This window comes from Marinobacter sp. CA1 (genome assembly GCF_020546665.1).
GTDB classification, from domain to species: domain Bacteria; phylum Pseudomonadota; class Gammaproteobacteria; order Pseudomonadales; family Oleiphilaceae; genus Marinobacter; species Marinobacter xestospongiae.
Genome location: NZ_CP071785.1, coordinates 1,546,092 through 1,568,223 on the forward strand (window position 1 = coordinate 1,546,092; position 22,132 = coordinate 1,568,223).

Genomic DNA, 22,132 nt, shown 5'->3' on the forward strand with positions numbered 1-22,132 from the left:
CGGGGGCTAAAGACTGGAGCTCAGATGTTCCATGCGGTTGGCCAGCAGATCGCAGCACAGCACCTGAATCCGGCCATGATGGTTGTATGCCAGCGACAGGGTGACGCACATATGGGCGCCGGTGACTGAAAGGTAGGGGCTGGTGACCTGGAGGATGTTGGGCTGGGCAAGGGCATCCTTGAGGTAATTCTGGCGGAACCAGTCGGCGCTTTCGGTGTTCTCCAGCGGCTGGAAGCGGGGATCGACCTGATAGCGGGAATCCGCGGCGACCACCGTATCCTGCAGTTGTACGCCGTTGGTGTCGATGAGGTAGCAGCGGGAAACCGCCGGGTGTTCAAGTAGCGACTGGCAGGACCTGTCCAGGGTGCTGCCCTGTTTCAGCAGGGTGATGGCGGTCAGGAAATAGTCGCTGAAGAAGCTGACGATCTGCTGGGACGGGTCCAGTTGCAGTTGCTTGCGGCTCTTGTAGTCCGCCAGCAGGGTTTCAAAATCCGGAGCCTTGCTGGCAATGCTGGGGAGTTCCGTGCTGGGATGGCTGAAATAGTAGCCCTGGACAAAATCCACCCCCGCATCGATGGCAATCATGGCCTGCTCGTGGGTTTCCACCCCTTCCAGCAACACCAGGCAGCCGGACTGATGCAACAGCGATACGATACCGTTGAGAATCTGTCGGGCCTTGCGATCGTCCGTGGCTCGGGTGATCAAAGTGCGGTCGAGTTTGACGATGTCCGGTGACAGGTTCCAGATCCGCTCGAAGTTGGAGTGTCCCGCGCCAAAGTCGTCGATCGCTGTCAGGCATCCCAGTTGCTGGTAATAGCTCACCGTCTCCCGAAGCTGCTCGGCGTCATCCGTTGGTTGTTCCACTATTTCCATCACCACCCTATGGGCGGGTAGTCCGGTCTTGCGTAACAGATTGCCGAAGAAGGAGTCGTGTTGCCGCCCGGTGGCGACGACCCGGGGGGAGACGTTGAGAAACAGCCAGTTCAGGCTGTCGCTCAACTGGGAATAGTTCTGTACATGCAGGTGGCGGCACAGCCGGTCCAGAAACAGATTCTCTGCGGCGTCCCGCGGCAACTGGAACAGGTGGATCGGCAGCACGCTGGCAGCGTCATTATCGAAGGCCCGCACCAAGGCTTCGTATCCGATGATCCGTTTATGGGAAATGCTGAAAATCGGCTGTAGTGCGGTCTTCAGGGTCAGCCCCTGATAGCTGGCTGTCCAGCCCTCACTGCCCTGGGTCAGCAGAGAGTCAATCAGATCGTTTTCGGTGCTGGCCAGTTGGTCGGGCAGAAACTTGGACATGGTGCTGTACTGATGAGTCTGAAACGGAGTGATCGGTCGGTGTCAGCGTCAGAGCGCCGTGGCACGAAACGGGCGTCCGTGTGCATTTCGTGGGGAGGTGCTCAGGGGATATCGAGTGCGGCAGCAGGTAAGTTCATAGCAACCCTGGGAAGTACCGAAAACGTGAAGAGATTGCCAGACTTTACCTGAGCTTGCCAGTGGATTTGGCAAGAGTTTGCATATTGGCCAGAAGCAGGTCCGGAAAACAGGGGAGGGGCAGAGCGCTGCCCTGGCGTGGGCACTGGGTGCCACGCTAGCCAGGCGAAATCTCAGTTGTTGCTGGGAACAACAACGTGTTCGTCAAATTCGACTTCCATGATTTTATCTCCTGTCGGGTGGTCGCTGATGGTTGACAATTCTATTAGGTGTATTAATTCCATCAATCAGTAAAACCCGCATACGACAAAAGCTTAGCCGCAAAAACGTTACCGATTTGTAGGGGAACTTGCGGGGCTGGCTCCGATCTTACGAAACTTCAGGGTGACGGCGGCATGCAAAGGAGAGTGCGCCCTAATTAACTTGTTCAATTAATTTGAACCTGGAAGCCAAATAATTTCGTTTTATTTTTCATTAGGCTGGCTCTATCATTCTTCTCATTACTGACGTATTTGATTGATCAAACAGGAACTTTATCAATGCCGCTGCGCAATTCCTCCAGCCGATATGGGGCTGTCCACATCCTGCTTCACTGGGTGATCGCAATTGCGATCTTTGGTCTTTTCGGGCTGGGTTATTACATGGTGGATCTCAGCTACTACGATGACCTGTATCGCACCGCGCCGCACATTCACAAGAGTATTGGGGTGCTGGTGCTGCTGGCCATGCTGTTCCGCCTGGTGTGGAAAGTGATGAACAGCAATCCGAAGGCGCTGCCGACCCATCAGCGCTGGGAAGTGGTGGCGGCTCACGCCACCCACCATTTGCTGTACCTGCTGATTTTTGTGGCGTTGGTCAGCGGCTACCTGATTTCCACCGCCGATGGTTCTTCCATCGACGTGTTTAACTGGTTTTCGGTGCCTTCCGTAACCGGTCAAATCAAAGGCATGGAAGACGTTGCTGGCGATGTGCATTACTGGGTGACCTGGGCGCTCGTCATTCTCGCGGCGGTGCACGGTCTGGCCGCGCTGAAGCATCACATTCTCGACAAGGATGAAACCCTGAGGCGAATGCTGGGCCTGTCGCCGCGCAACTGATCCAGCTCATACATTTAAACCCCATGCCTGTGAGGCATGACATCAAGGAGAACGTTATGAAAAAACAGTTGCTTGCTTCTGCTGTTGCAGTGACGATGGCCGCGACCACGGTTCAGGCGGATGAAGGTTCTGGCAGTTACGCTTTTGACGAAAAAGGCACTCACCAGTTCGTCATGTTCAAGATCTCCCACCTGGGTTATAGCTGGCTGTACGGCCGTTTCAACGACTTTGACGGTCAGTTCAGCTTCGACGCCGACAATCCGGCCAACAGCTCCGTGAACGTGACCATCGACACCGCCAGTGTGGACTCCAACCACGCAGAGCGTGACAAGCACATCCGCAGCGAAGACTTCCTGTACGCCGATGAATTCCCGGAAGCGACCTTCACCAGCAAGCGCATCGTGGTGGATGAGGATGGCGATGAAGCCGACATCATCGGTGATCTGACCCTGCGTGGCGTCACCAAGGAAATTACGCTGGAGGCCGAGCTGATCGGTCACGGTGAGGACCCCTGGGGTGGCTACCGCATGGGCTTTGAGGCAGAAACCGAATTGCGGCTGTCTGACTTTGGCATCCCGATGAACCTGGGGCCGGCGTCTGAAACCGTTGAGATGATCATCTCTGTCGAAGGTGTCCGTCAGTAACAGGTCGCCTTCTTGGTCGCCCGGCCACAGTGCCGGGCGGCAATCCTGCCAGTTGCTCCTTCCCTGTTCCTCGCTCTGCCGTTATTCCGGGGCGTCTTAAATTCGGAAACGACGGACCTCTTCGCTCAGGTTTTTTGCGTGTTGGGCCACGTCCTGACTGATCTGGCTGATCTCCCGTGACCGGCCGGCGCCAGCATCCGCCAGTTCGCTCACCTGTGTTACGTTGCGATTGATTTCATCCACCACCAGGGTTTGTTGCTCGGTGGCGGACGCCACACTCAGATTGATGTCGCTGATACGTTCCAGTGCCTGCACATTGGTGGACAATGCGGCTTCCGCCGCACTGGCCAGTGTCTCGGTATCCGCTGCCTGCTGGCTGCTGGTCTCCATCACTTCAACCACTTCGGCGACACCGCTCTGCAGGGTGGAGATCATCTTCTGGATGTCTTCGGTGGAGGACTGGGTGCGCCCGGCCAGGGTGCGCACCTCGTCGGCGACAACGGCGAAGCCCCGGCCCTGTTCCCCGGCCCGGGCCGCCTCGATCGCTGCATTGAGGGCCAGCAGGTTGGTCTGCTCGGCAATCCCACGAATGACATCCAGCACCGAGCTGATGTTGTCCGAATCCTTCGCCAGACGTTGTATGACCTCCACTGCACTGCCAATCTGGCTGACCAGTCGTTGCACCTGGTCGGAGGAGGCGCGGACTTGATTGGCGCCTTCGTCGCCGCTGGCTTTGGCTTCCCGGGTGGCTTCTGTGGCGTGGGCTGCGTTGCCAGCCACTTCCTGGATGGCGCTGTGAAGCTGGTTGATGGCCGTTGCTACCTGGTTGATGGCGTCGGTCTGCTGGCCCACGCTGCTGTCATTGTCGGAGACCTGGCCGGACAGGTGCTGGGCGTCCTGACCGAGTTGTTCGGCCAGTTCCTTGATGGATCGCACCATCGACTGGAGATTGTCCAGTACCTGATTGAAGCTGACGGCCAGCTTGCCCAGGTCGTCCTGTCGCTCGACAGGAATGCGGCGGGTGAGGTCGCCCTTGCCCTCGGCAATATCGTCAAAGCGGTGCCTCAGTCGTCGCACGGCCACCAGGATTGAGCGGGCAAAGAGTACCGACAGACCGCCGCTGATCAGCAGTGCCACGGCGGTCACCGTGAGGGCAAGCGTGTTGTTGGCATTGCCCTGGGCAATGGCGGCGGTGGTTGTGGCTGAGGCCTGCTCGTCGGCAAGCAGGCCAACTTCGTCGTAATAGTTGCGCAGGGTGTCGAACTGCTGGCTGCTGGTGGTGCGCAGCAGCGTCTGGGCCTCCCTGATTTGTCCCTGATCGGCCAGCGTCATGGTCTTCCGGGCGGTGCCAAACCATTGCTCAAATGCACTCTCGAAGCCTCGCATCAATTGCTGGCTTTGGGGAGAGTCGAGCCGATCTGCCGCCAGTTGCAGCCGTTCCAGAGCCTGATCGCTGTTCTCGTTGAAGCTGTCCTGATGGCCGCTCGCGTCCCGGCCATCGGCCCTGGTGTTTACATACGCCATCTGTGCAACCAGTGCCTGGTAAAGGTCCCGGTCCCCATTGAGGGCAAGGCTGATGGCGGGCAACAGGCGTTCGCTGGAGTGTTCGGCGTTGGCAATCAGGGTGCGGATACCGTGGACGCCGAGGGCGCAGGTAATGGCAATGGCGAGCGCCATCAATGCCAGGGGCAGGCCAATCTGGATATGTAGGCCGAGGGATGACATCCGTTTCATGATCGGACTCCCTGAATAGTATTGGCGTCACCGGGTCCGGCTTGATCAAAGTGTTTCTACAGCGGCTGATTTGCCGTCGGCAGAAGGTGAAACGATCATTTTCCGGGGCTGCTATCCCCTGGTGCGGTCACCCTGAACGCAATAACGTTGTGTTTCTTCCGCACAATGACGGTGTGTTGTTAAGGCTGCGTCTGTTCAGTGTCGTTGTGGCGTTGCTATGGAGAGAGTCTAGCAGATCAGGGAGAGGGTGCCGGGAAGGCGAAGTCAGCTGTCAGCGGAACGGCAGAGGTGGCGTTCCCGGAGGAACTGGGCAACAAAAATGATGGCCCAGATCAGCAGGCCGGCCCACAGGTACGGCTCGGTCATGTGCAGGGTTCCGCTGATGGCAAACTCAACCAGGAGCATCAATGCCAACGCCAGGGAACCGTTGATGAACGCGGTCAGCATGGCGCGAAAACAGGCTTTCAGGGTTGGAGTCATAGTGTCTGCCCGGTCTGTTTTTTACACAGGTAGCCCACGGTTTTTGCTGAGGACCGCCGGGCAGAATACGGTCTGCCCCCGGGAGCCAACATTCGTGAATTCCGCTATTGGCAATCAGACGCTGATGTTGGGCTTGATTTTCAAGGAGATGGCGACTTTTTGCTCGGGGATTGGTGTAACTGCGGTCGGCTCCATATAATGAGCGACCAACCTGAGGAACCGCCACGGCGGTGGTCAGAACTCATTACAGTCAGCAAGAGGCATCCATGCCAGAGTTTCAGACGACGGATGAGGGATTCGAGCGGGTCTCTCTCAAGGAATACACCGAGAAGGCTTACCTCGACTATTCCATGTACGTCATTCTCGACCGGGCGCTGCCCAATGTCGGTGACGGCCTGAAGCCAGTCCAGCGGCGCATCGTCTACGCCATGTCGGAACTGGGGCTGAAATCCACGGCCAAGTACAAGAAGTCTGCCCGTACCGTGGGCGATGTGCTGGGTAAGTTCCATCCTCACGGCGACAGCGCCTGTTATGAGGCCATGGTGCTGATGGCCCAGCCGTTCTCCTACCGCTACCCGCTGGTGGACGGTCAGGGCAACTGGGGCTCGCCGGACGATCCCAAGTCGTTTGCCGCCATGCGTTATACCGAATCCCGGCTGACCGCGTTCTCGGACGTGCTGCTGGGAGAGTTGGGGCAGGGCACAGTGGATTGGGTGCCCAACTTTGATGGCACCATGGAGGAGCCCGCCACTCTACCGGCCCGGCTGCCTCATGTACTGCTTAATGGCACCACAGGCATTGCGGTGGGGATGGCCACGGACATTCCACCCCATAACGCCCGGGAAGTGACGGCCGCCTGTATCCGGTTGCTGGACAGTCCTGAGGCGACGGTGGAACAGCTCTGTGAACACATCAAAGGGCCGGATTTTCCCACCCGCGCTGAGGTGATAACCCCTCGCCGCGATCTGCTGCAGATGTACCAGACCGGTCGTGGTTCCCTGCGTATGCGGGCCCGCTGGATCAACGAAGGTGGCGAAGTGGTGATCACCGATCTGCCGCACCAGGTCTCCGGCAACAAGGTGCTGGAGCAGATTGCCCAGCAGATGCAGGCCAAAAAGCTGCCGATGGTGGCGGACCTGCGGGACGAGTCGGATCATGAAAACCCGACCCGCCTGGTGATTGTGCCCCGCTCCAACCGGGTTGATCTGGAAGGGCTGATGGCCCACCTGTTCGCCAGCACCGATCTGGAGAAGACCTACCGGGTCAACGTCAATGTCATCGGCAACGATGGTCGCCCCGGCGTCAAGGATCTGCGCACGCTGCTGACCGAGTGGCTGGACTATCGCCGGACCACCGTTCGCCGCCGCCTCAACTACCGTCTGGACAAGGTGCAGGCTCGACTGCACATACTCGCCGGCCTATTGATTGCCTACCTCAATATCGATGAGGTCATCGAGATCATCCGCACCGAAGACAAGCCCAAAGCGGTGCTGATGGAGCGGTTTGGTCTGACCGATATCCAGGCCGAGGCCATCCTGGAGCTGAAACTGCGCCACCTCGCCAAGCTGGAAGAAATGAAGATCCGCGGCGAGCAGGATGAGCTGGCCGCTGAACGGGACGAGCTGCAGGCCATCCTCGGCTCCGAGACGCGGTTGCGGGATCTGATCAAGGGCGAGCTGGAAGCCGATGCCGAGAAGTACGGCGACGACCGTCGCTCGCCCATTGTCGAGCGCGAAGAAGCCCGAGCCTTCAGCGAAACCGACCTGGTCTCCAACGACCCGGTGACGGTTGTGTTGTCAGAAAAGGGCTGGGTGCGGGCCGCCAAGGGCCACGATATCGAGCCGGAAGGGCTCAGCTACAAGTCCGGAGATCGCTTCGCCCTGGCCGCGAAAGGGCGGAACAACCAGCAGGCGATCTTCCTTGACTCCACCGGGCGCGCCTATTCCCTGATGGCCCACAGTTTGCCATCGGCGCGGGGCCAGGGTGAGCCTCTGACCGGTCGGATCAACCCCATTTCCGGAGCCACTTACGCCGGCCTGCTGATGGGGGAGAGTGCGCAGAAGGTGCTGCTGGTGACCGACGCCGGCTACGGTTTTGTCACTTCCCTCGGAGACATGATCAGCAAGAACCGCAATGGCAAGGCGGTGGTGACGGTGCCCAAAGGGGCTCGCATTATGCAGCCGGTCTCCGTACCGGTTACGGAAGACCCGCAGTACCTGGCGGCGATTTCCAATGAGGGACGCATGCTGGTGTTCCCGTTGAGTGAGCTGCCGGAGCTGGCCAAGGGTAAGGGCAACAAGATCATCAGCATCCCCTCGGCCAGGGTTCAGAACCGGGAAGAGTTTGTCGTGGCGCTGGCGGTGTTCGGCGAGGCGGATCAACTGGAAATCCGCGCTGGCAAGCGCAAGATGGGGCTCCAGTTTGCTGATCTGGAGCACTACCTCGGTGAGCGCGGGCGCCGCGGCCACAAGCTGCCTCGCGGACTGCAGCGGGTAGATGGTATTGAGGTGATCCGAGCCGCGAAACAACAGGAGCAGGGCGACCGTGAGTGAACTGGTACTGATTAACGTGTCCGGGCGCGACAAGCCCGGGCTGACGTCGGAGATCACCGGCATCATGGGGCAGTACGATGTCCGAATTCTCGACATTGGCCAGGCGGTTATCCACGACCATCTGACCTGGGGCATCCTGGCGGAGATACCGGACGAGGCCAACGCGCCGCCGGTGATCCGCGACCTGATGTTCCGCCTTCACGCCCTGGACCTGCAGGTGCGTTTCGCGCCGATCACCGTGGAGGAATACCAGCAGTGGGCCGCTGGCCGCAATCGGGCCTGCTACATCGTCACCCTGCTGTCCCGGGACATCAAGGCGGAGCAGATCGCCAAGGTATCGGCGATCACCGCGCGTCATGGCCTCAACATCGACAACATCAGCCGTCTGTCGGCGCGACCGTCGCTGGACCCGACGGAGAACCGCATCGCCTGTGTCGAGTTCTCGGTGCGCGGCACGCCCTCGGATCTTCAGCAGCTGCGGGGGGATTTCCTCCATATCGCCGCTGAGATGAATGTCGATATCGCCTTCCAGGAAGACTCCATCTTCCGCCGTAACCGTCGGCTGGTGGTGTTTGACATGGACTCCACGCTGATTGAAGCGGAGGTGATTGATGAGCTGGCGTTGGAGGCCGGCGTTGGCGATCAGGTCGCCGAGATCACCGAGAGGGCCATGCAGGGCGAGCTGGATTTCAGTCAGAGCTTTGCCGAGAGGCTGGCACTGCTGAAAGGGCTGGACGAGTCGGTGCTGGAGCGCATTGCCGATCGCCTCAAGCTGACCGAGGGTGCCGAACACCTGATTTCCAGGCTGAAGTCCCTGGGCTATCGCACGGCGATCCTGTCGGGCGGTTTCACCTACTTTGCCCGTCACTTGCAGCAAAAGCTGGGCATCGACTATGTCTATGCCAACGAGCTGGACATTGTGGATGGCAAGGTTACTGGCGAGGTATCTGGCCAGATCGTTGATGGCAAGCGCAAGGCCGAGCTGCTGCTGGAAATTGCCGACAAGGAGCACATTTCCCGTGAGCAGGTGATCGCGGTGGGAGATGGGGCCAACGACCTGCCGATGCTGAGTCAGGCCGGGCTGGGGGTGGCATTCCGTGCCAAGCCGCTGGTCAAGGAGTCCGCCCGCCATGCGATCTCGACCCTGGGGCTGGATGCGATCCTGTATCTGATCGGGTTCCGGGAGAGTGAGAACCACTGAACCGGCAGGACAAAAAAAGGGCGCCAACTGGCGCCCTTTTTTACTTGAGCCGCTCCGGCCTACTCGCCGAAATCGTAGTTCATCTGTGGTACCGGGGCCTGCACGTAGTAGCCCTGGATGTAGTTGACGCCGGCCTGCCAGAGGGTGGCCAGTACAGTGGCATTCTCCACCATCGGAATGATGGTCAGTTTGCCGGCACTCTGCAGGCTCTGGACCATTTCCTTGAGCTGCTCCTTGGCCTCGTCGTTCTTCTGCAGCTCCTCTGTGAACGATCCGTCGATCTTCACGTAATCCACGTCAACGTGCTTGAGGGTGTTGAAGGGGTTGATGGCGCCGCCAAACTGGCTCAGGGAGATCTTGCAGTGGAGCTCATGCAGCGAGCGTACAAACTCCTTGGCCTGTTTCATGTGATTGGTGGTGTCGCCCTCGCGCATCTGGAAAATCAGCGCATCGCCAGGCAGCCGAACCGCCTTGAGAGCGACGCTGAGCCAGGCGCTGAAGGTTTTGTCCACCAGGGTTTCGGCACTGACGTTCAGGAACAACCGGGTGTCGTGGCCGCGGGCACGGTGCGTGGCCAGCTGCTTCACTGTTTGCAGGATCACCCAGCGGTCGATCTTGACCGCCATCTCTGATGGGCCAGCCGGTGGCAGGATGTCGTAGGGGGACACGTCATTGCCCTCGGTATCAATCATCCGCACGGTGGCTTCGTAGTGCTCCTCACCCTCGCCGCGGAGGTTGATGATGGGCTGGAACAGCAGCCGGAAGCGATCTTCATCCAGGGCTTTCTGAATTTCGTCCGCCGCGGTGATTTCACCCTTGCCTTCCGCCGCCGGGTTGTAGGCCACCACGCCATTGCCGCTCTCATGGCCTTCCAGTTTGCGCACGTCCGCCGACGCCGCCAGTCCACGGCCCAGAAGATCGTTTGCCTTGGGCGCGTTCTCGGTGATCGCTGCAACACCGATGCTGGCCGTCATCTGGATGGTGCGGCCGTTGACTTCAAACAGGTAGTCTTCGATTTTCTTGCGCAATTGCTCGCAGCTTTCCATCATCGACTTTTCGTCACAGCTGCGATCGAGGATGCCGAAGGCGTCGTCGCTCAGGCGCGCCAGCAACTGGTCTTCGCCAACGTGTTCCCGCACCAGGTCAGCGACATCACTCAGCAGCAGATCGGCACCGGCAATACCCACCAGGCTCTTGTTGGCGGTGAAGTTGTCCAGTGAGACATAGGCGAGGGCGCCGTTTGGCGTCTGTTCACCGATTGCATTGGCAAGTTCATCCATGAAGTGCTGGCGGTTATAAAGTCCGGTGAGCAGATCCTGGCTGCTGATCTGGCGGAGCTTTTCTTCCAGCTCGGCGTCGCTGTGTTCCGGCTGGATAACAATCTGGGTGCAGGGCTCGCTGTCGTAGGTGGCGGAGGATACCGACATGGTGACGTTGAGCTCGTGGTCGTCGCTCCGGCGCGCGACGCAGTTGAGGGTCATGCCGTCCTGCCGGGTTTCGGCGAACTGCTTCATGAAGCCCTTGTATTCGGTCTGGCTTGCCGGCGTCAGGGTATCGAGGATGGGAACGCACATCAGCTCGTCCAGGTCGTCGTAACCGAGGAACTCCATGTACGACTGGTTGGCGTAGATGTGCATGCCGTCGTTGATGTAGGCAATGGCGTCCTTGGAGCTCTCCAGCAGCAACTGACAGCGTTGTTCGGCTTCCCGCAGGTGCGCTTCAAGTGACCGACGGCGACGGCGTTCGTCCAGCGCCGCCAGCTCGCGTTTTACTGCCAGCAGCATCAGATCATTGCAGTCCGCCGGGACCACGTCCATGGCGCCGCTCTTGAGAAACTGGACCGAGCGCTCCCGGTTGAAGTCTGACGTCAGCAGGATGAAGGGCACATCTTTGTCCATGCGACGAACCAGGTTCAGGGCATCCTCGGCGGTGAATTCCTGGTCCACATCCCGGGCCAGCAACAGATCCCAGGTTCCGGACTTCAGCGCCTCCTCAAGGTCTTCCTCAGAGGTGATGCGATGGGCCCGGGTTGCCCGTCCGGCGTTACGGAGCAGGCTGACCAGCGATTCGGCATCGTTCTGGGAAGGATCAAGGATGAGCAGGTGAACCGTGGAATTCTTTTTCTGCATGCTGTTGGCGTCTCGATGTGTCCGGATGTTGTGGCCGATACCCTGTACCCGCGTCTGGGCGCGGTCACGGTGCAGGAAAGCGTGTCGGTGATTCGGGCGAAGCCTGGCCGCCTCCTGCCGGTCGTGTTGCGAGCAGGGCGTCGTCGGGACGGTCGCGACGTCTCGCGATAACAGCGCCGGGCCAGGTGCCTGGGTACCTTAACATAAGCCGAATGATGAAGGGGATGCCCTTTAATAACAACCCTTGACGATGCCCGGGCACGGATCGGCCGACGGCCTGTCCGTATCTTGCAATTCAGTTGCAGGCCGCAGACCCTGGCCGCTTACAGCGATGGCCAGAGGGAGTTGAACTCGTCCTCGCTGGTACCATCGGGGCGGCTGTGTCGGGACGGGCTGGGTGTGCTGCTGCGCTGGAGCTTGAGTTCGAACTGGCTGACACTGCCGGTGGCGGCGACCCGCTTCGATAATTGCCCCTGGTCCTCCCGGCCATCGTGGATCAGATGGATGCGGCTGCCGGTCTGGAACGGAAGTCTGGGAGTGATCAGCGTCGCGGGCTGATTGATCACGCTGATTTCGGGCAGCATCAGGCCACGCAGGTACTCACTGCTGGTGCCCACCTTCTGGATCAGCTTGACGCCGCAGGGCGCGGCGCTGGGCGCCAGCAACTCGATGCCCATCTGGGTACCCTGATTACGGACCTGTCGAATCCAGCGCACGATAGCGACACTCCAAGGCTGGCCGGCCTGTTCCCGTACCCCGAGGATTTCCCCGGCCTGCATGGAGGGCGGTATGCTGGCTCCCCAGGATACGCAATAACCGCCAGGGCTGGTGTTGACCAGAGCCGCTTTGTGGCAGGGCGGCCGTTTGGCGTCCTGCTGGGGGCTGGTCACTGAGCCGCTGCTGCTGCGGAAGTTGATGGGCGTATCGGCGGAGTACAACCGCTCTTCATTGGGGCCAGCGTCAAACGCCCCCGACCAGGCGTCGTTCTTGCGGCGGGATGAGCTCATGAAGACGTTCTCGTCGTCATCAACAACCTGCTCGTTGCCGGCCACAAACTGGGTGAAGTTCTTCTCGCCGGCGATGTAGTAATGCGTTGCCGTCAAGCCAACGCAGAGCTCCAGTGCGCCTTCGCTGGCGACGCGGTTGAAGCTGCGTTTGGTGAGAATGCCAAGGGCCTGGCTCAGGTGAGTGAGTAACGTATCGCTGATGCCCTGGGGTAACCGGAACTCGGGTTCGTAGTCGCGGTTGTGTAGTTCCAGGTGTTGATACAGGTACTCGGCAATGCTTTCGGACAGCTTGCGGGTATCAAAGCCCAGCAGGTCACCGGTACCGGTGTTCGGCGCCAGGCTGCGGTAAATCGGCGAACTGTCCTGTTCCATGTTCACCACAAACAGGCTGTCGCTGGCCTGATCGGTGGTGCACAGGGCCAGTTCAGTCCAGTTCTCGAACAGATCGTAGGTCTGGGTCAGTTCGTTCTGGCGTAACTGGTTGGGACGGGCACAGCCGAGCAGCAACAGGCGCTTGTAGCTGTCTGCCACGGAGCTGCTGCGGCGATGCTGCAGGGTGTCGTCCTCGATGGCCGCTTCGGCGATCTTGTTGCGTGAGGCAAAACGGAAGATGCGGTGGCATTCGAGCCAGCTGCGTGCCGGGCTGGGGCAATAAAGCTGGTGTGCTCGCACCACGGTTGCGGCCAATTCGGAGATGGCCCGATGGCAGCACAGGGCAACGGCCTTCTTGGCTTTCTCGAAGGTACTGTTATCGGATGTGAATTCCAGAATGCACAGCTTGTAACCATTGGCCAGGTGCAGTTGAAGGGCCTGGTTCAGGTTGGCAATCTTGCGCTGCTTTTCAGGCAGTGATACGGCGTGGCCGAGATAATGCCGGGCCAGCTCGCCGCATACGAAACGAATCTTAGGGCGCAACAGCTCCAGTAACTGCAGGCGAACCTGAGGCGACACGAACAGCTGGTTCAGCTCGATAATGGCGTGATAGAGCTGGCGCGATGACTCGCCGACATTGGCCATGGGCAAGTTGGCTACCCACCCCTTGAAGGCTTTCGGGGACGCATCGCAGAAAGACAGGCTTGCGATCTTCTGCTCGGGGACTGTCAGGTCAGGTCTCAGGGTCATTCGTCCGAGTGCTCATGCCGTAGGGTTGACGCCGAACTATCCATGTACTGGCGGCGTATTGCTGATCAGATCGTAAGCAGGAAAAACGCCGGAATTACAGTTCGTTATTTGTGGTTATTCTGCACTCTAAAATAGCAGAGCCAGAACGAAAAGCCAGCAAATCACCGGTTTACAAAAATTGACAATTGTGGCCGGCAAGGACCTGCGGTTTATTCGGCGTGCAGGTCCAGTGGCGTTTTGGCGGTTCGTCCCGGCACCTCCCGAACCAGCTTTGGCACCAGGAATCCAGGCAGTCGTTCCAGCAGCTGGCGTGCCAGGGCCCGGGCCTGATCGTCATCCACGTCAAAATGGTGGGCGCCGAGCACCGGGTCGAAGGCGTGCAGGTAGTAGGGCAGCACGCCCGCGTCGAACAACGCTTCGCTGAGCTCTGCGAGGGTGTCTGCGTCGTCATTCACGCCCCGCAGCATCACGCTCTGGTTCAGCAGGGTGACGCCGGCCTGTCGCAGTCTGGCCAGGGCGTCGCGAGTGGCCGCGTCAATCTCATTGCCATGGTTGATATGCAGTACCATCACGGGCTGTAGTCGGGTTGCGCTGAGCCAGCCCAGCAGTTCCTCGGTCACCCGTTGTGGAATCACCACTGGCAGCCGGCTGTGAATGCGGATACGCCGCAGATGTGGGATCTCGGCCAGATCACGAACCCAGCGGGCCAGGAGTCGGTCGTTGACCGCCAGCGGATCTCCACCGCTGAAGATCACCTCATTGATCTCCGGCGAGTCGGCCAGGGTCGCAATGGCGCGTTGGCGATCCGCCGGCCCAAGCCGGTGATCGTCATAGGGAAAGTGGCGACGGAAACAGTAACGGCAGTTGATGGCGCATTGGCCGGTGACCATCAGCAGCGCCCGACTGCGATACTTGCGGATCAGGCCGGTGCCGGCGGTTGCCTGGTCTTCCTCCAGCGGGTCGAGCAGGTAGCCGGGGCGGGTTTCCGCTTCCGCGCTCAGCGGCAGCACCTGGCGCAGCAGCGGGTCGTCGGCGTTGCCCGGCTCGATGCGTTGCAGGTAGGGGTGCGGCACCCGGATCGGGAACAGGCGGTGACCGGCGGTGGCGCCCTTGAGCCAATGCCCGGCATCCAGACCCAGTTCGCCCAGCAGCGCTTCCGGGGTGGTAATGGAGTTTGCCAGGATCTGTTGCCAGCGGTCGGAATCGTTATCTTGTTGGCGGGCTTCTATACGGACGGGGGTTCGCTGTATCATAGCGAGCTTTCGATTCCCAACAGCATCGTTTCGGGCGATACATCTTGTTCAGATATGCCAGCCGATGCATGAGTTTCAGTCGACACATCAGTTTCAGGTGATATTAACATGGCTTCCTATTCTACCAACGAATTTCGCAGTGGTCTCAAAGTATTATTGGATGGCGACCCCTGTGTGATCCTGGACAACGAATTCGTCAAGCCGGGCAAGGGCCAGGCGTTCAACCGGGTCAAACTGCGGAACCTCAACAACAACCGGGTCTGGGAGCGTACGTTCAAGTCCGGTGAGAGCCTGGAGGCCGCCGACGTCGTTGAGCAGGACATGGAATACCTGTACACCGACGGTGAGTTCTGGCACTTCATGGCCACAGACGGCTCCTTCGAGCAGCATCCTGCGGATGAGAAAGCGGTTGCTGATGCCCTGAAGTGGCTGAAGGAGCAGGATATTTACACCGTGACTCTGTACAACGGTGCCCCGCTGTCGGTGACCCCGCCCAACTTTGTTGAGTTGGAAGTCGTTGAAACCGACCCGGGTATGAAAGGCGACACTGCACAGGGCGGCTCCAAGCCGGCAACCCTGTCCACCGGCGCTGTGGTTAACGTTCCGCTGTTCATCACCATTGGCGAAGTGCTGAAGGTGGATACCCGTACCGGTGAGTACGTCAACCGCGTCAAGAGCAGCTAAGTTTCCTGCCATGACCGCCAACGAACGCTGGCAACCCACCGCCTCGTTGGCGGACCTGCAGGCCCGGGCCCTTCAACTGGCCTACCTGCGGGACTTCTTTGATCGCCGGGGTGTCCTCGAGGTGGAAACCCCGGTGCTCGGTCGCCACGGCGTGACCGATCTCAACCTCGACAGCATTGCCGCCCGGTTTGCGCCGATTGCCGGCGACTCCTGTGACCGGGGGTGGCTGCAGACATCCCCCGAATACCACATGAAACGGCTGCTGGCAGCCGGCAGTGGTCCCATCTTTCAGGTCTTCCGCGCCTTCCGCAGCGGCGAGCGGGGCCATCGTCACAACCCCGAGTTTTCGTTGCTGGAGTGGTATCGCCCCGGCTTTACCGACCAGCAGTTGATGGCGGAGGTCGCCGACCTGGTGTGTGGCTGGCTGGGGTGTTCCCGTCCCGGGGTGTTGAGTTATCGGGATGCCATGCAGCGCCATGCCGGGATTGATCCGTTTACCGTGGCTGATGAGGTGCTGGTGCAGCGTTGTGGTGCCTGGGTGGGGGAATCGCTGGCAGCTTCGCTGGATCGGGACACCCTGCTTGAACTGGTGATGAGTCATCAGGTAGAGGTGGCGCTGGCGGAGGAATCGCCTACCTTTATCCATCAGTACCCGGCCAGCCAGGCAGCGCTGGCGCGGATCTCACAGGTCGACGGCGTTGCGGTGGCGCACCGCTTTGAGCTCTACATTGGCGGGCTGGAACTGTGCAACGGTTACTGGGAGCTGACCGATGCGGACGAGCAGCGTGCCCGTTTTGAGGCTGATAACCGCGCCCGTCTGGCGCAGGGGAAACCGGCCATGCCGGTGGATGAAGAATTGCTGGCGGCGTTGTCCGCAGGCCTTCCGGACTGCGCCGGCGTGGCGCTGGGGCTGGACCGGCTGCTGATGCTCAAGCAGGGGCGGGATGCCATCGACGATGTCGTGGCATTCCCTCTTGAACGAGCTTAGGTATTGACGGTTCAGGCCTTGCTGCCGAACGCCTGTCCCATGCGAACCACATCTCCGGCGGCCAGTTCCGGCTGCCAGCTCACCGCACCCTTCGGCATCACCATCACCACCGTTGAGCCCAGACGGAAACGGCCCATCTCGTCGCCCTTGGCGAAGCGGATCGGGTCCTGCTGGGTGTAGCGGCTGGTGGTGACCGATGGCGTGCCCGGGGCCACCACACCGGCCCAGGTGGTTTCCACGCTGCCAACAATCATCGCGCCCACCAGAACCATGGCCAACGGACCGAACTCGGTATCGAACATGGCGACCACCCGCTCATTACGGGCGAACAGGTTGGGCACGTTGGCGGCAGTGACTGGATTCACTGAAAACAGCTTGCCGGGAATGTGGACCATCTCCCGCAAGGTGCCGGCCAGTGGCATGTGGACCCGGTGGTAGTCCTTCGGGGCCAGATAAATGGTGGCAAACTCGCCGCCGGCGAAAGGAGCGGCGCGCTCGCTGTCGCCGCCAAGCAGCTCCAGCAGGCTGAAGTGCTGGCCCTTGGCCTGGAAGACCCGATTGCCGTCGATACGGCCCAGTTGGCTGATAGCACCGTCCACCGGGCTGGTCATCACCTGCTGGTCGGCGACCACTGGGCGGGCACCGGGCTGGAGTTCGCGGGTGAAAAACTCGTTGAAACTGGCGTAAGCACTCGGGTCCTGCTCCAGGGCTTCGCTCATGTCGACACCGTAGCGCTGGATGAACCAGCGGATGACGCGGTTCTTCATCGCTGGGGAGCGGTCATGATCCGCCAGTTTTCCGGCCAGTCGGGAGACCGCCAGTTGAGGAGTAAGGTATTGACTTAAAACAAATAACTTGTCGAACATGAATCGCTACTCGTGCCAGGGCAGCGGCAGATTCTAGCAAAGACTCCGTATCGGCGGACAGTCCGGGAAAAATGTTTGTTATTTTCGCCGTTTGCGAATGCCCTTGCTATGATTGGAGCGGCTGCCATTGGGATCGGCGTTTCCGATCCAGGTATTCAGTAATAAAGGTGTTGGTAGAGTCTATGGCATTAATCCTTGGTTCAATCATCGTCGTGGCCTGTGTCCTCGGGGGCTACGTACTCCACGGCGGTAAACTGCCGGTACTTTGGCAGCCTACGGAAGTCCTGATCATTTTCGGGGCGGCATTTGGTTCCTTTGTCATTGCCAACCCGGTCAATATCATCAAGCAGGTGTTCGTAGGTGTGATGCGGCTGATCACCGGCTCGCCCTACAACAAAGCGTTCTACCTTGACCTGCTCAGCATGCTCTACGACATCTTCGACAAATCCCGCAAGCAGGGGGTGATGTCGATTGAAGAAGATATCGACAACCCGGACTCCAGTGCCATCTTCAGCCGTTATCCCGCCGTACTCAAATCCAAGGAGCTGATGGCGTTCGTGACCGATTACCTGCGCATTATCTCTGCCGGCAATATGGCGCCTCACGAGCTGGAAGGCATGATGGATAACGAGATCGACAGCCGCCAGCACGAGCTGGAAGAGCCGGCTCATGCCGTCAACAAGATAGCGGATGCGCTCCCTGGCCTTGGGATCGTCGCGGCGGTGCTGGGTATCGTGATCACCATGAACTTCCTCTCGGAAGGTCCGGAACGCATCGGTCTCAGCGTCGCAGCCGCGCTGGTGGGGACCTTCTTGGGGATCTGGATGGGCTACGGCTTTGTGGGACCGACCTCCATCGCTCTGGAGCATGCGGTGAAGTACGAAGTGAAGGCCTACGAATGCGTCAAGGCCTCAGTGGTGGCGACGGTGTCTGGCCAGGCGCCCCAGATGGCGATTGAGTTCGGCCGCAAGGCCCTGCCGACCCACAAAAGGCCCGGGTTCCAGGAGCTCAACGACCACGTCCGGTCGAAGTAGCGCGACCGGCCCGGGTAATGCCGCCGGTCTGGTGCCGGTGCGGTTTAACGATCAGCAGGTGCAGTTGTGGAAGAAAGACCGATCATCGTCAAACGGGTGAAGAAGGTATCCGGGGGCCATCACGGGGGGTCCTGGAAGGTAGCCTTTGCTGACTTCGCTACCGCCATGATGGCGTTCTTCCTGGTGCTTTGGCTGACGGCTACCGCCACGCCGGAGCAGATCGAGGCCGTTGAGGGTTACTTCCGTGATCCGGTCGGTTTCACCGAGGGCGGCTCCCCCAATCCGGTGGACCTGGAGGGCAGCGCCTCGGTGGTGGAGTCCAGTCAGGCCGACATCGCGGATCAGCAGATCGTGATTGAAGATGAGACCATCGAAGAGCTGGCGGATACCCTGGAGCAACGCCAGATGGAGCAGCTGTTCCAGGATCTGCAGGAGCAGATCGAGCAGAGTGAAACGCTGCAGGAATTCAAGGACCAGCTGCTGATCGACATCACCGATGAGGGGCTGCGGATCCAGATCGTCGACCGTTCCCAGCGCCCGATGTTCGACAGCGGCCGGGCCCAGCTCAAGTACTATTCCCAGGACATTCTGTTCGAACTCGCCAAGCCCTTGGGGGCGGTGGCCAACAAGCTCAGTATCACCGGCCATACCGATGCCACGCCATTCAGCGGCCGGCCCGGCTACACCAACTGGGAGCTGTCGGCAGAGCGGGCCAATACTGCCCGCCGTGCGTTGGTGGCCGGTGGTGTCGGGTCTGATCAGATTGCCCGCGTCGTGGGGTTGAGTGATTCCGTGCTGTTTGACCAGAGCAACCCGAAAGCGCCGGTGAATCGCCGCATCTCCATCATTGTGCTCAACAAGAAAGCCCAGAAAGACATCCGCGACAACGCCGGCGGCCAGCCCCTGATTGATCTGACCGAACCCAGTGCGGCGGAGCGTAAGCAGGCGCAGGACAAGCTCGAAAGTGGTGACTGGTTCCAGCCCAAGCCGGAACCGGATGCCGAGGAACTGAGCTGGTAGACGGCGGAGAACAGGGGCGGCTCAGCCTCCCTGTTCTTCCATGTCCTGTAGAATGCGATGGAAGCTGTGCAGCCGTTCGGGGCTGATGCGGCCGTCCCGTGCCGCTTCGTCGATGGCGCAGCCGGGGTCGCCCTGGTGACGGCAGTTGCGGAACCGGCACAGACCAATCACCTCGCGGATTTCCCGGAACCCCTGCTCGATATCGTCCGGCGACATGTGCCACAGGCCGAACTCGCGGATGCCCGGCGAGTCGATCAGATCGCCGCCACAGTCCAGGTGGAACAGTTTTGCGGTGGTGGTGGTGTGCACGCCCTTGCCGGTGCTCTGGGAAACCGCGCCCACGCGGATATCTTCCTCAGGCAACAGGGTCTGGATCAGTGACGATTTGCCGACCCCGGACTGACCCACGAACACGCTGGTGCGCCGGGTCACCAGTTCAGTGACCTGGGGGGCCGGAGCGCCGTCTCCGGCGTGGGCGCAAGTCCGTTCTACCCGGTAGCCGAGGCGCTGATAGCGGGCCAGTAGCTGCTCAATGTGGTCGCGGTTGTGATCGTCAATCAGGTCTTCCTTGTTCAGCAGGATTACCGCCGGAATGTCGGTCAGCTCCGCGGCAACCAGGTAACGGTCGATCAGGTTGTCGTGGGGTTCCGGCTGTGGCGCGATCACCAGGATAATGTGGTCGATGTTGGCGGCCACCGGCTTCAGCTGGCCGTACTTGTCGGGACGTTGCAGCAGTGACTGGCGTTCGCTGCGGGCCACAATCACCCCGCTCTGGTCGGCGCCGGGGCGCCACACCACCCGGTCACCGGTGACCAGGCTGTCGATGTTGGCGCGTACGAAGCAGCGGAAAAGCTCGCCTTTGCGTTCGCCCTCCAGAGCCTCGATGTCCAGTTGCTGGCCATAGTGAGCCATCACCAGGCCGGCCTGCTCGCTGCCGAGTTCGCCGGAATCGAGCTGGCGGTCGATGTTGCGCTCCTTGCGCTTGGCACGCTCGGCCCGTTCAGACTGGATTTTCTGGATGCGCCACTGCTGTTGCTTGTTGAGTCGACGTTTAGCCATGAAGAAGTTATGCCGTAAAAGGGACTGTCGGATTCCGGTGTCGGGGGCGGATTGGTGTAACATCATACGCGAATCGTCGCCCGCCTGTCTGGCCGGGCGCTCACTCTCTCGACCACTGGAGACGCCCCATGGCCGCTGCCGATCGCCTGGTTTGGATTGATCTGGAAATGACCGGACTCGATCCGGAGCAGGAACGCATTATCGAAATCGCGACTATTGTCACCGATGCCAATCTCAACATCCTCGCTGAAGGCCCGGTTATTGCCATCCATCAGCCCGATGCTGTGCTGGATGCGATGGACGAATGGTGCACCCGCACCCACGGTGAGAACGGCCTGACCCAGCGGGTTCGCGACAGTAAGACTTCGGAAGCGGAGGCCGAGCAGCAGACCCTGGCTTTCCTGCGTGAGCACCTGGAAGCTGGTCAGTCACCGCTGTGCGGCAACAGCATTGGCCAGGACCGTCGCTTCCTGGTGAAGTACATGCCCGAACTGGAGGGGTTCTTCCACTACCGCAACCTGGATGTCAGCACCGTCAAGGAGCTGGCGCGACGCTGGCGACCCGATGTGCTGGCCGGAGTTCGCAAGAAGGGCTCCCATCTGGCTCTGGACGACATTCGCGATTCCATCGCCGAACTCCAGCACTACCGCGAGCAGTTCTTCCGCATGGAGCCCTGAGTCAGTTCGTTGGCGCTGGTATAGTGGCCGGATCGATGCCGTGCCGTGCCAGCGCCCAGTGCACATGCTCCTGCACCAGCGCCGATGGGAAATGCGCCCGTTGCTTCAGTGCCTCCACAACCGGAATGGTTGAGGGGGCATTGCCCAGACCTACCGCCAGGTTTCGCAGCCAGCCTTCGTAGCCGGTGCGGCGAATGGCCGACCCTTCCGTCCGTTTGAGAAATTCCGCCTCGGTCCACAGAAACAGTTCCGCCAGTTCGGTATTGTCGAGTTGATGGCGGGGATGGAAATCGTCCTCGTCGCTGACCTTGCTGAACCGGTTCCACGGGCACACCAGCTGACAGTCGTCGCAACCGAAAACCCGGTTGCCCATCAGAGCTCGAAGCTCCTCGGGAATGCTGCCTTTGAGCTCAATGGTGAGGTAGCTGATGCAGCGTCGGGCATCGAGGCGATAGGGGCTGGGGAAGGCGTCGGTCGGGCACTTGTCGAGACAGGCGCGACAGCGGCCGCAGTGTTCCTTGTCGTAAGGCTCGTCCACCGGCAGAGGGGCGCTGGTGAAGATCTCTCCCAGAAAGAAGAACGACCCGGCCTTGCGGCTGAGGATCATGGTGTTCTTGCCCTGCCACCCCAGGCCCGCCCGCTGCGCCAGGGCCCTTTCCAGAACTGGGGCGCTGTCGACGAACGCCCGATAGTCGTAACCGGCCACGGCCTCGTCGATCCGCTTGGCCAGGGTGGCCAGGCGTTTGCGGATCAGCTTGTGGTAGTCCCGCCCCAGGGTGTAGCGGGAAATGTAGGCTTTCTCCGGGTTGGCGAGGACATCTTTCGGGCTGTCCGGTGCGCTGAGGTAGTCCATGCGCAGGGAGATAACCCGCAGGGTGCCCGGTATCAGGGAATCCGGGGTGTAGCGTTTGTCGCCATGATCGGCCATGTAGGCCATTTCACCGTGCAGGCCTTCGGCCAGCCACTGCTTCAAGTGGTCACCGTGGGTGCCGGTATCGGGCAGGGTGATACCGACGTCGGCGAAGCCCAGTTCCTGGGCCCATTGGCGGATAAGGTCCGGCAGGGACTCTAGGGTGTCAGTCATGGTGTTGGCTGGGGAGGCGGATCTAACCAAATTGAAATTGATTAAGTTATGACCTTTCTATCTG

At 60.3% G+C, this 22,132-nt stretch carries 19 protein-coding genes; 10 read left to right on the forward strand and 9 right to left on the reverse strand.

All coding sequences use genetic code 11. The annotated features are described in order from the left end of the window. Nucleotides 1-6: 6 nt before the first annotated feature. A complete protein-coding gene (locus J2887_RS07240; protein WP_227175314.1) occupies nucleotides 7-1,302 on the reverse strand; it encodes an EAL domain-containing protein in 1,296 nt (431 codons plus the stop codon). Nucleotides 1,303-1,976: 674 nt separating this feature from the next. Here J2887_RS07240 and J2887_RS07245 point away from each other — a divergent pair. Both J2887_RS07245 and J2887_RS07250 read left to right on the forward strand, forming a co-directional pair. Then, nucleotides 1,977-2,534: a cytochrome b gene (locus tag J2887_RS07245; protein WP_227175315.1), complete on the forward strand. Its 558-nt coding sequence runs from the start codon at nucleotides 1,977-1,979 to the stop codon at nucleotides 2,532-2,534. Nucleotides 2,535-2,590: 56 nt separating this feature from the next. Beyond that, nucleotides 2,591-3,178 (forward strand): YceI family protein, encoded by a 588-nt coding sequence (locus J2887_RS07250; protein ID WP_227175316.1) that lies wholly within the window; start codon nucleotides 2,591-2,593, stop codon nucleotides 3,176-3,178. Nucleotides 3,179-3,274: 96 nt separating this feature from the next. On the opposite strand, the gene J2887_RS07255 is transcribed toward J2887_RS07250, so the two are convergent. After that, nucleotides 3,275-4,912: a methyl-accepting chemotaxis protein gene (locus tag J2887_RS07255; RefSeq protein ID WP_227175317.1), complete on the reverse strand. Its 1,638-nt coding sequence runs from the start codon at nucleotides 4,910-4,912 to the stop codon at nucleotides 3,275-3,277. A gap of 264 nt (nucleotides 4,913-5,176) precedes the next feature. Further along, nucleotides 5,177-5,392, reverse strand: coding sequence for a hypothetical protein (locus J2887_RS07260; RefSeq protein ID WP_227175318.1), 216 nt, complete (start codon nucleotides 5,390-5,392; stop codon nucleotides 5,177-5,179). Between the two features lie 266 nt (nucleotides 5,393-5,658). Here J2887_RS07260 and parC point away from each other — a divergent pair, with 266 nt between their 5' ends. Continuing rightward, nucleotides 5,659-7,944 carry a DNA topoisomerase IV subunit A gene (gene parC, locus J2887_RS07265; RefSeq protein WP_227175319.1) on the forward strand — a complete coding sequence of 762 codons (2,286 nt, stop codon included), beginning with the start codon at nucleotides 5,659-5,661 and terminating at the stop codon, nucleotides 7,942-7,944. Next, complete coding sequence (gene serB / locus J2887_RS07270; RefSeq protein ID WP_227175320.1) at nucleotides 7,937-9,145, forward strand: phosphoserine phosphatase SerB; 1,209 nt, start codon at nucleotides 7,937-7,939, stop codon at nucleotides 9,143-9,145. The genes parC and serB overlap by 8 nt, the downstream gene beginning before the upstream one ends. 59 nt (nucleotides 9,146-9,204) lie before the next feature. Here serB and J2887_RS07275 read toward each other — a convergent pair whose 3' ends face one another. Further along, nucleotides 9,205-11,274, reverse strand: coding sequence for an EAL domain-containing protein (locus tag J2887_RS07275; protein ID WP_227175321.1), 2,070 nt, complete (start codon nucleotides 11,272-11,274; stop codon nucleotides 9,205-9,207). Between the two features lie 15 nt (nucleotides 11,275-11,289). On the opposite strand from J2887_RS07275, the gene J2887_RS07280 reads away from it, so the two are divergent. Then, complete coding sequence (locus tag J2887_RS07280; RefSeq protein WP_227175322.1) at nucleotides 11,290-11,445, forward strand: hypothetical protein; 156 nt, start codon at nucleotides 11,290-11,292, stop codon at nucleotides 11,443-11,445. 152 nt (nucleotides 11,446-11,597) lie between these two features. Here J2887_RS07280 and J2887_RS07285 read toward each other — a convergent pair whose 3' ends face one another. Then, a complete protein-coding gene (locus J2887_RS07285; protein ID WP_227175323.1) occupies nucleotides 11,598-13,403 on the reverse strand; it encodes a GTPase in 1,806 nt (601 codons plus the stop codon). Nucleotides 13,404-13,612: 209 nt separating this feature from the next. Next, nucleotides 13,613-14,656, reverse strand: coding sequence for an EF-P beta-lysylation protein EpmB (gene epmB / locus J2887_RS07290; protein WP_227175324.1), 1,044 nt, complete (start codon nucleotides 14,654-14,656; stop codon nucleotides 13,613-13,615). 108 nt (nucleotides 14,657-14,764) lie between these two features. Here epmB and efp point away from each other — a divergent pair, with 108 nt between their 5' ends. Both efp and epmA read left to right on the forward strand, forming a co-directional pair. Next, the gene (efp, locus tag J2887_RS07295; RefSeq protein ID WP_227175325.1) at nucleotides 14,765-15,340 is read left to right on the forward strand and encodes an elongation factor P; all 576 of its coding nucleotides are present in this window, start codon (nucleotides 14,765-14,767) and stop codon (nucleotides 15,338-15,340) included. A 10-nt stretch (nucleotides 15,341-15,350) separates the two neighbouring features. Then, nucleotides 15,351-16,328: an EF-P lysine aminoacylase EpmA gene (gene epmA, locus J2887_RS07300; protein ID WP_227175326.1), complete on the forward strand. Its 978-nt coding sequence runs from the start codon at nucleotides 15,351-15,353 to the stop codon at nucleotides 16,326-16,328. A gap of 11 nt (nucleotides 16,329-16,339) precedes the next feature. Here epmA and asd read toward each other — a convergent pair whose 3' ends face one another. After that, a complete protein-coding gene (asd, locus tag J2887_RS07305; protein WP_227175327.1) occupies nucleotides 16,340-17,194 on the reverse strand; it encodes an archaetidylserine decarboxylase in 855 nt (284 codons plus the stop codon). Nucleotides 17,195-17,376: 182 nt separating this feature from the next. On the opposite strand from asd, the gene motA reads away from it, so the two are divergent. Beyond that, nucleotides 17,377-18,228: a flagellar motor stator protein MotA gene (gene motA, locus J2887_RS07310; RefSeq protein ID WP_227175328.1), complete on the forward strand. Its 852-nt coding sequence runs from the start codon at nucleotides 17,377-17,379 to the stop codon at nucleotides 18,226-18,228. Between the two features lie 66 nt (nucleotides 18,229-18,294). After that, the gene (motB, locus tag J2887_RS07315) at nucleotides 18,295-19,248 is read left to right on the forward strand and encodes a flagellar motor protein MotB (protein WP_227175329.1); all 954 of its coding nucleotides are present in this window, start codon (nucleotides 18,295-18,297) and stop codon (nucleotides 19,246-19,248) included. A 21-nt stretch (nucleotides 19,249-19,269) separates the two neighbouring features. Here motB and rsgA read toward each other — a convergent pair whose 3' ends face one another. Next, nucleotides 19,270-20,307 (reverse strand): small ribosomal subunit biogenesis GTPase RsgA, encoded by a 1,038-nt coding sequence (gene rsgA / locus J2887_RS07320; RefSeq protein ID WP_227175330.1) that lies wholly within the window; start codon nucleotides 20,305-20,307, stop codon nucleotides 19,270-19,272. Nucleotides 20,308-20,435: 128 nt separating this feature from the next. Here rsgA and orn point away from each other — a divergent pair, with 128 nt between their 5' ends. Then, nucleotides 20,436-20,984: an oligoribonuclease gene (gene orn / locus J2887_RS07325; RefSeq protein WP_227175331.1), complete on the forward strand. Its 549-nt coding sequence runs from the start codon at nucleotides 20,436-20,438 to the stop codon at nucleotides 20,982-20,984. A gap of 1 nt (nucleotide 20,985) precedes the next feature. Here orn and queG read toward each other — a convergent pair whose 3' ends face one another. Beyond that, nucleotides 20,986-22,068, reverse strand: a complete 1,083-nt coding sequence (queG, locus tag J2887_RS07330) for a tRNA epoxyqueuosine(34) reductase QueG (protein ID WP_227175332.1) — start codon at nucleotides 22,066-22,068, stop codon at nucleotides 20,986-20,988. Between the last annotated feature and the right edge of the window lie 64 nt (nucleotides 22,069-22,132).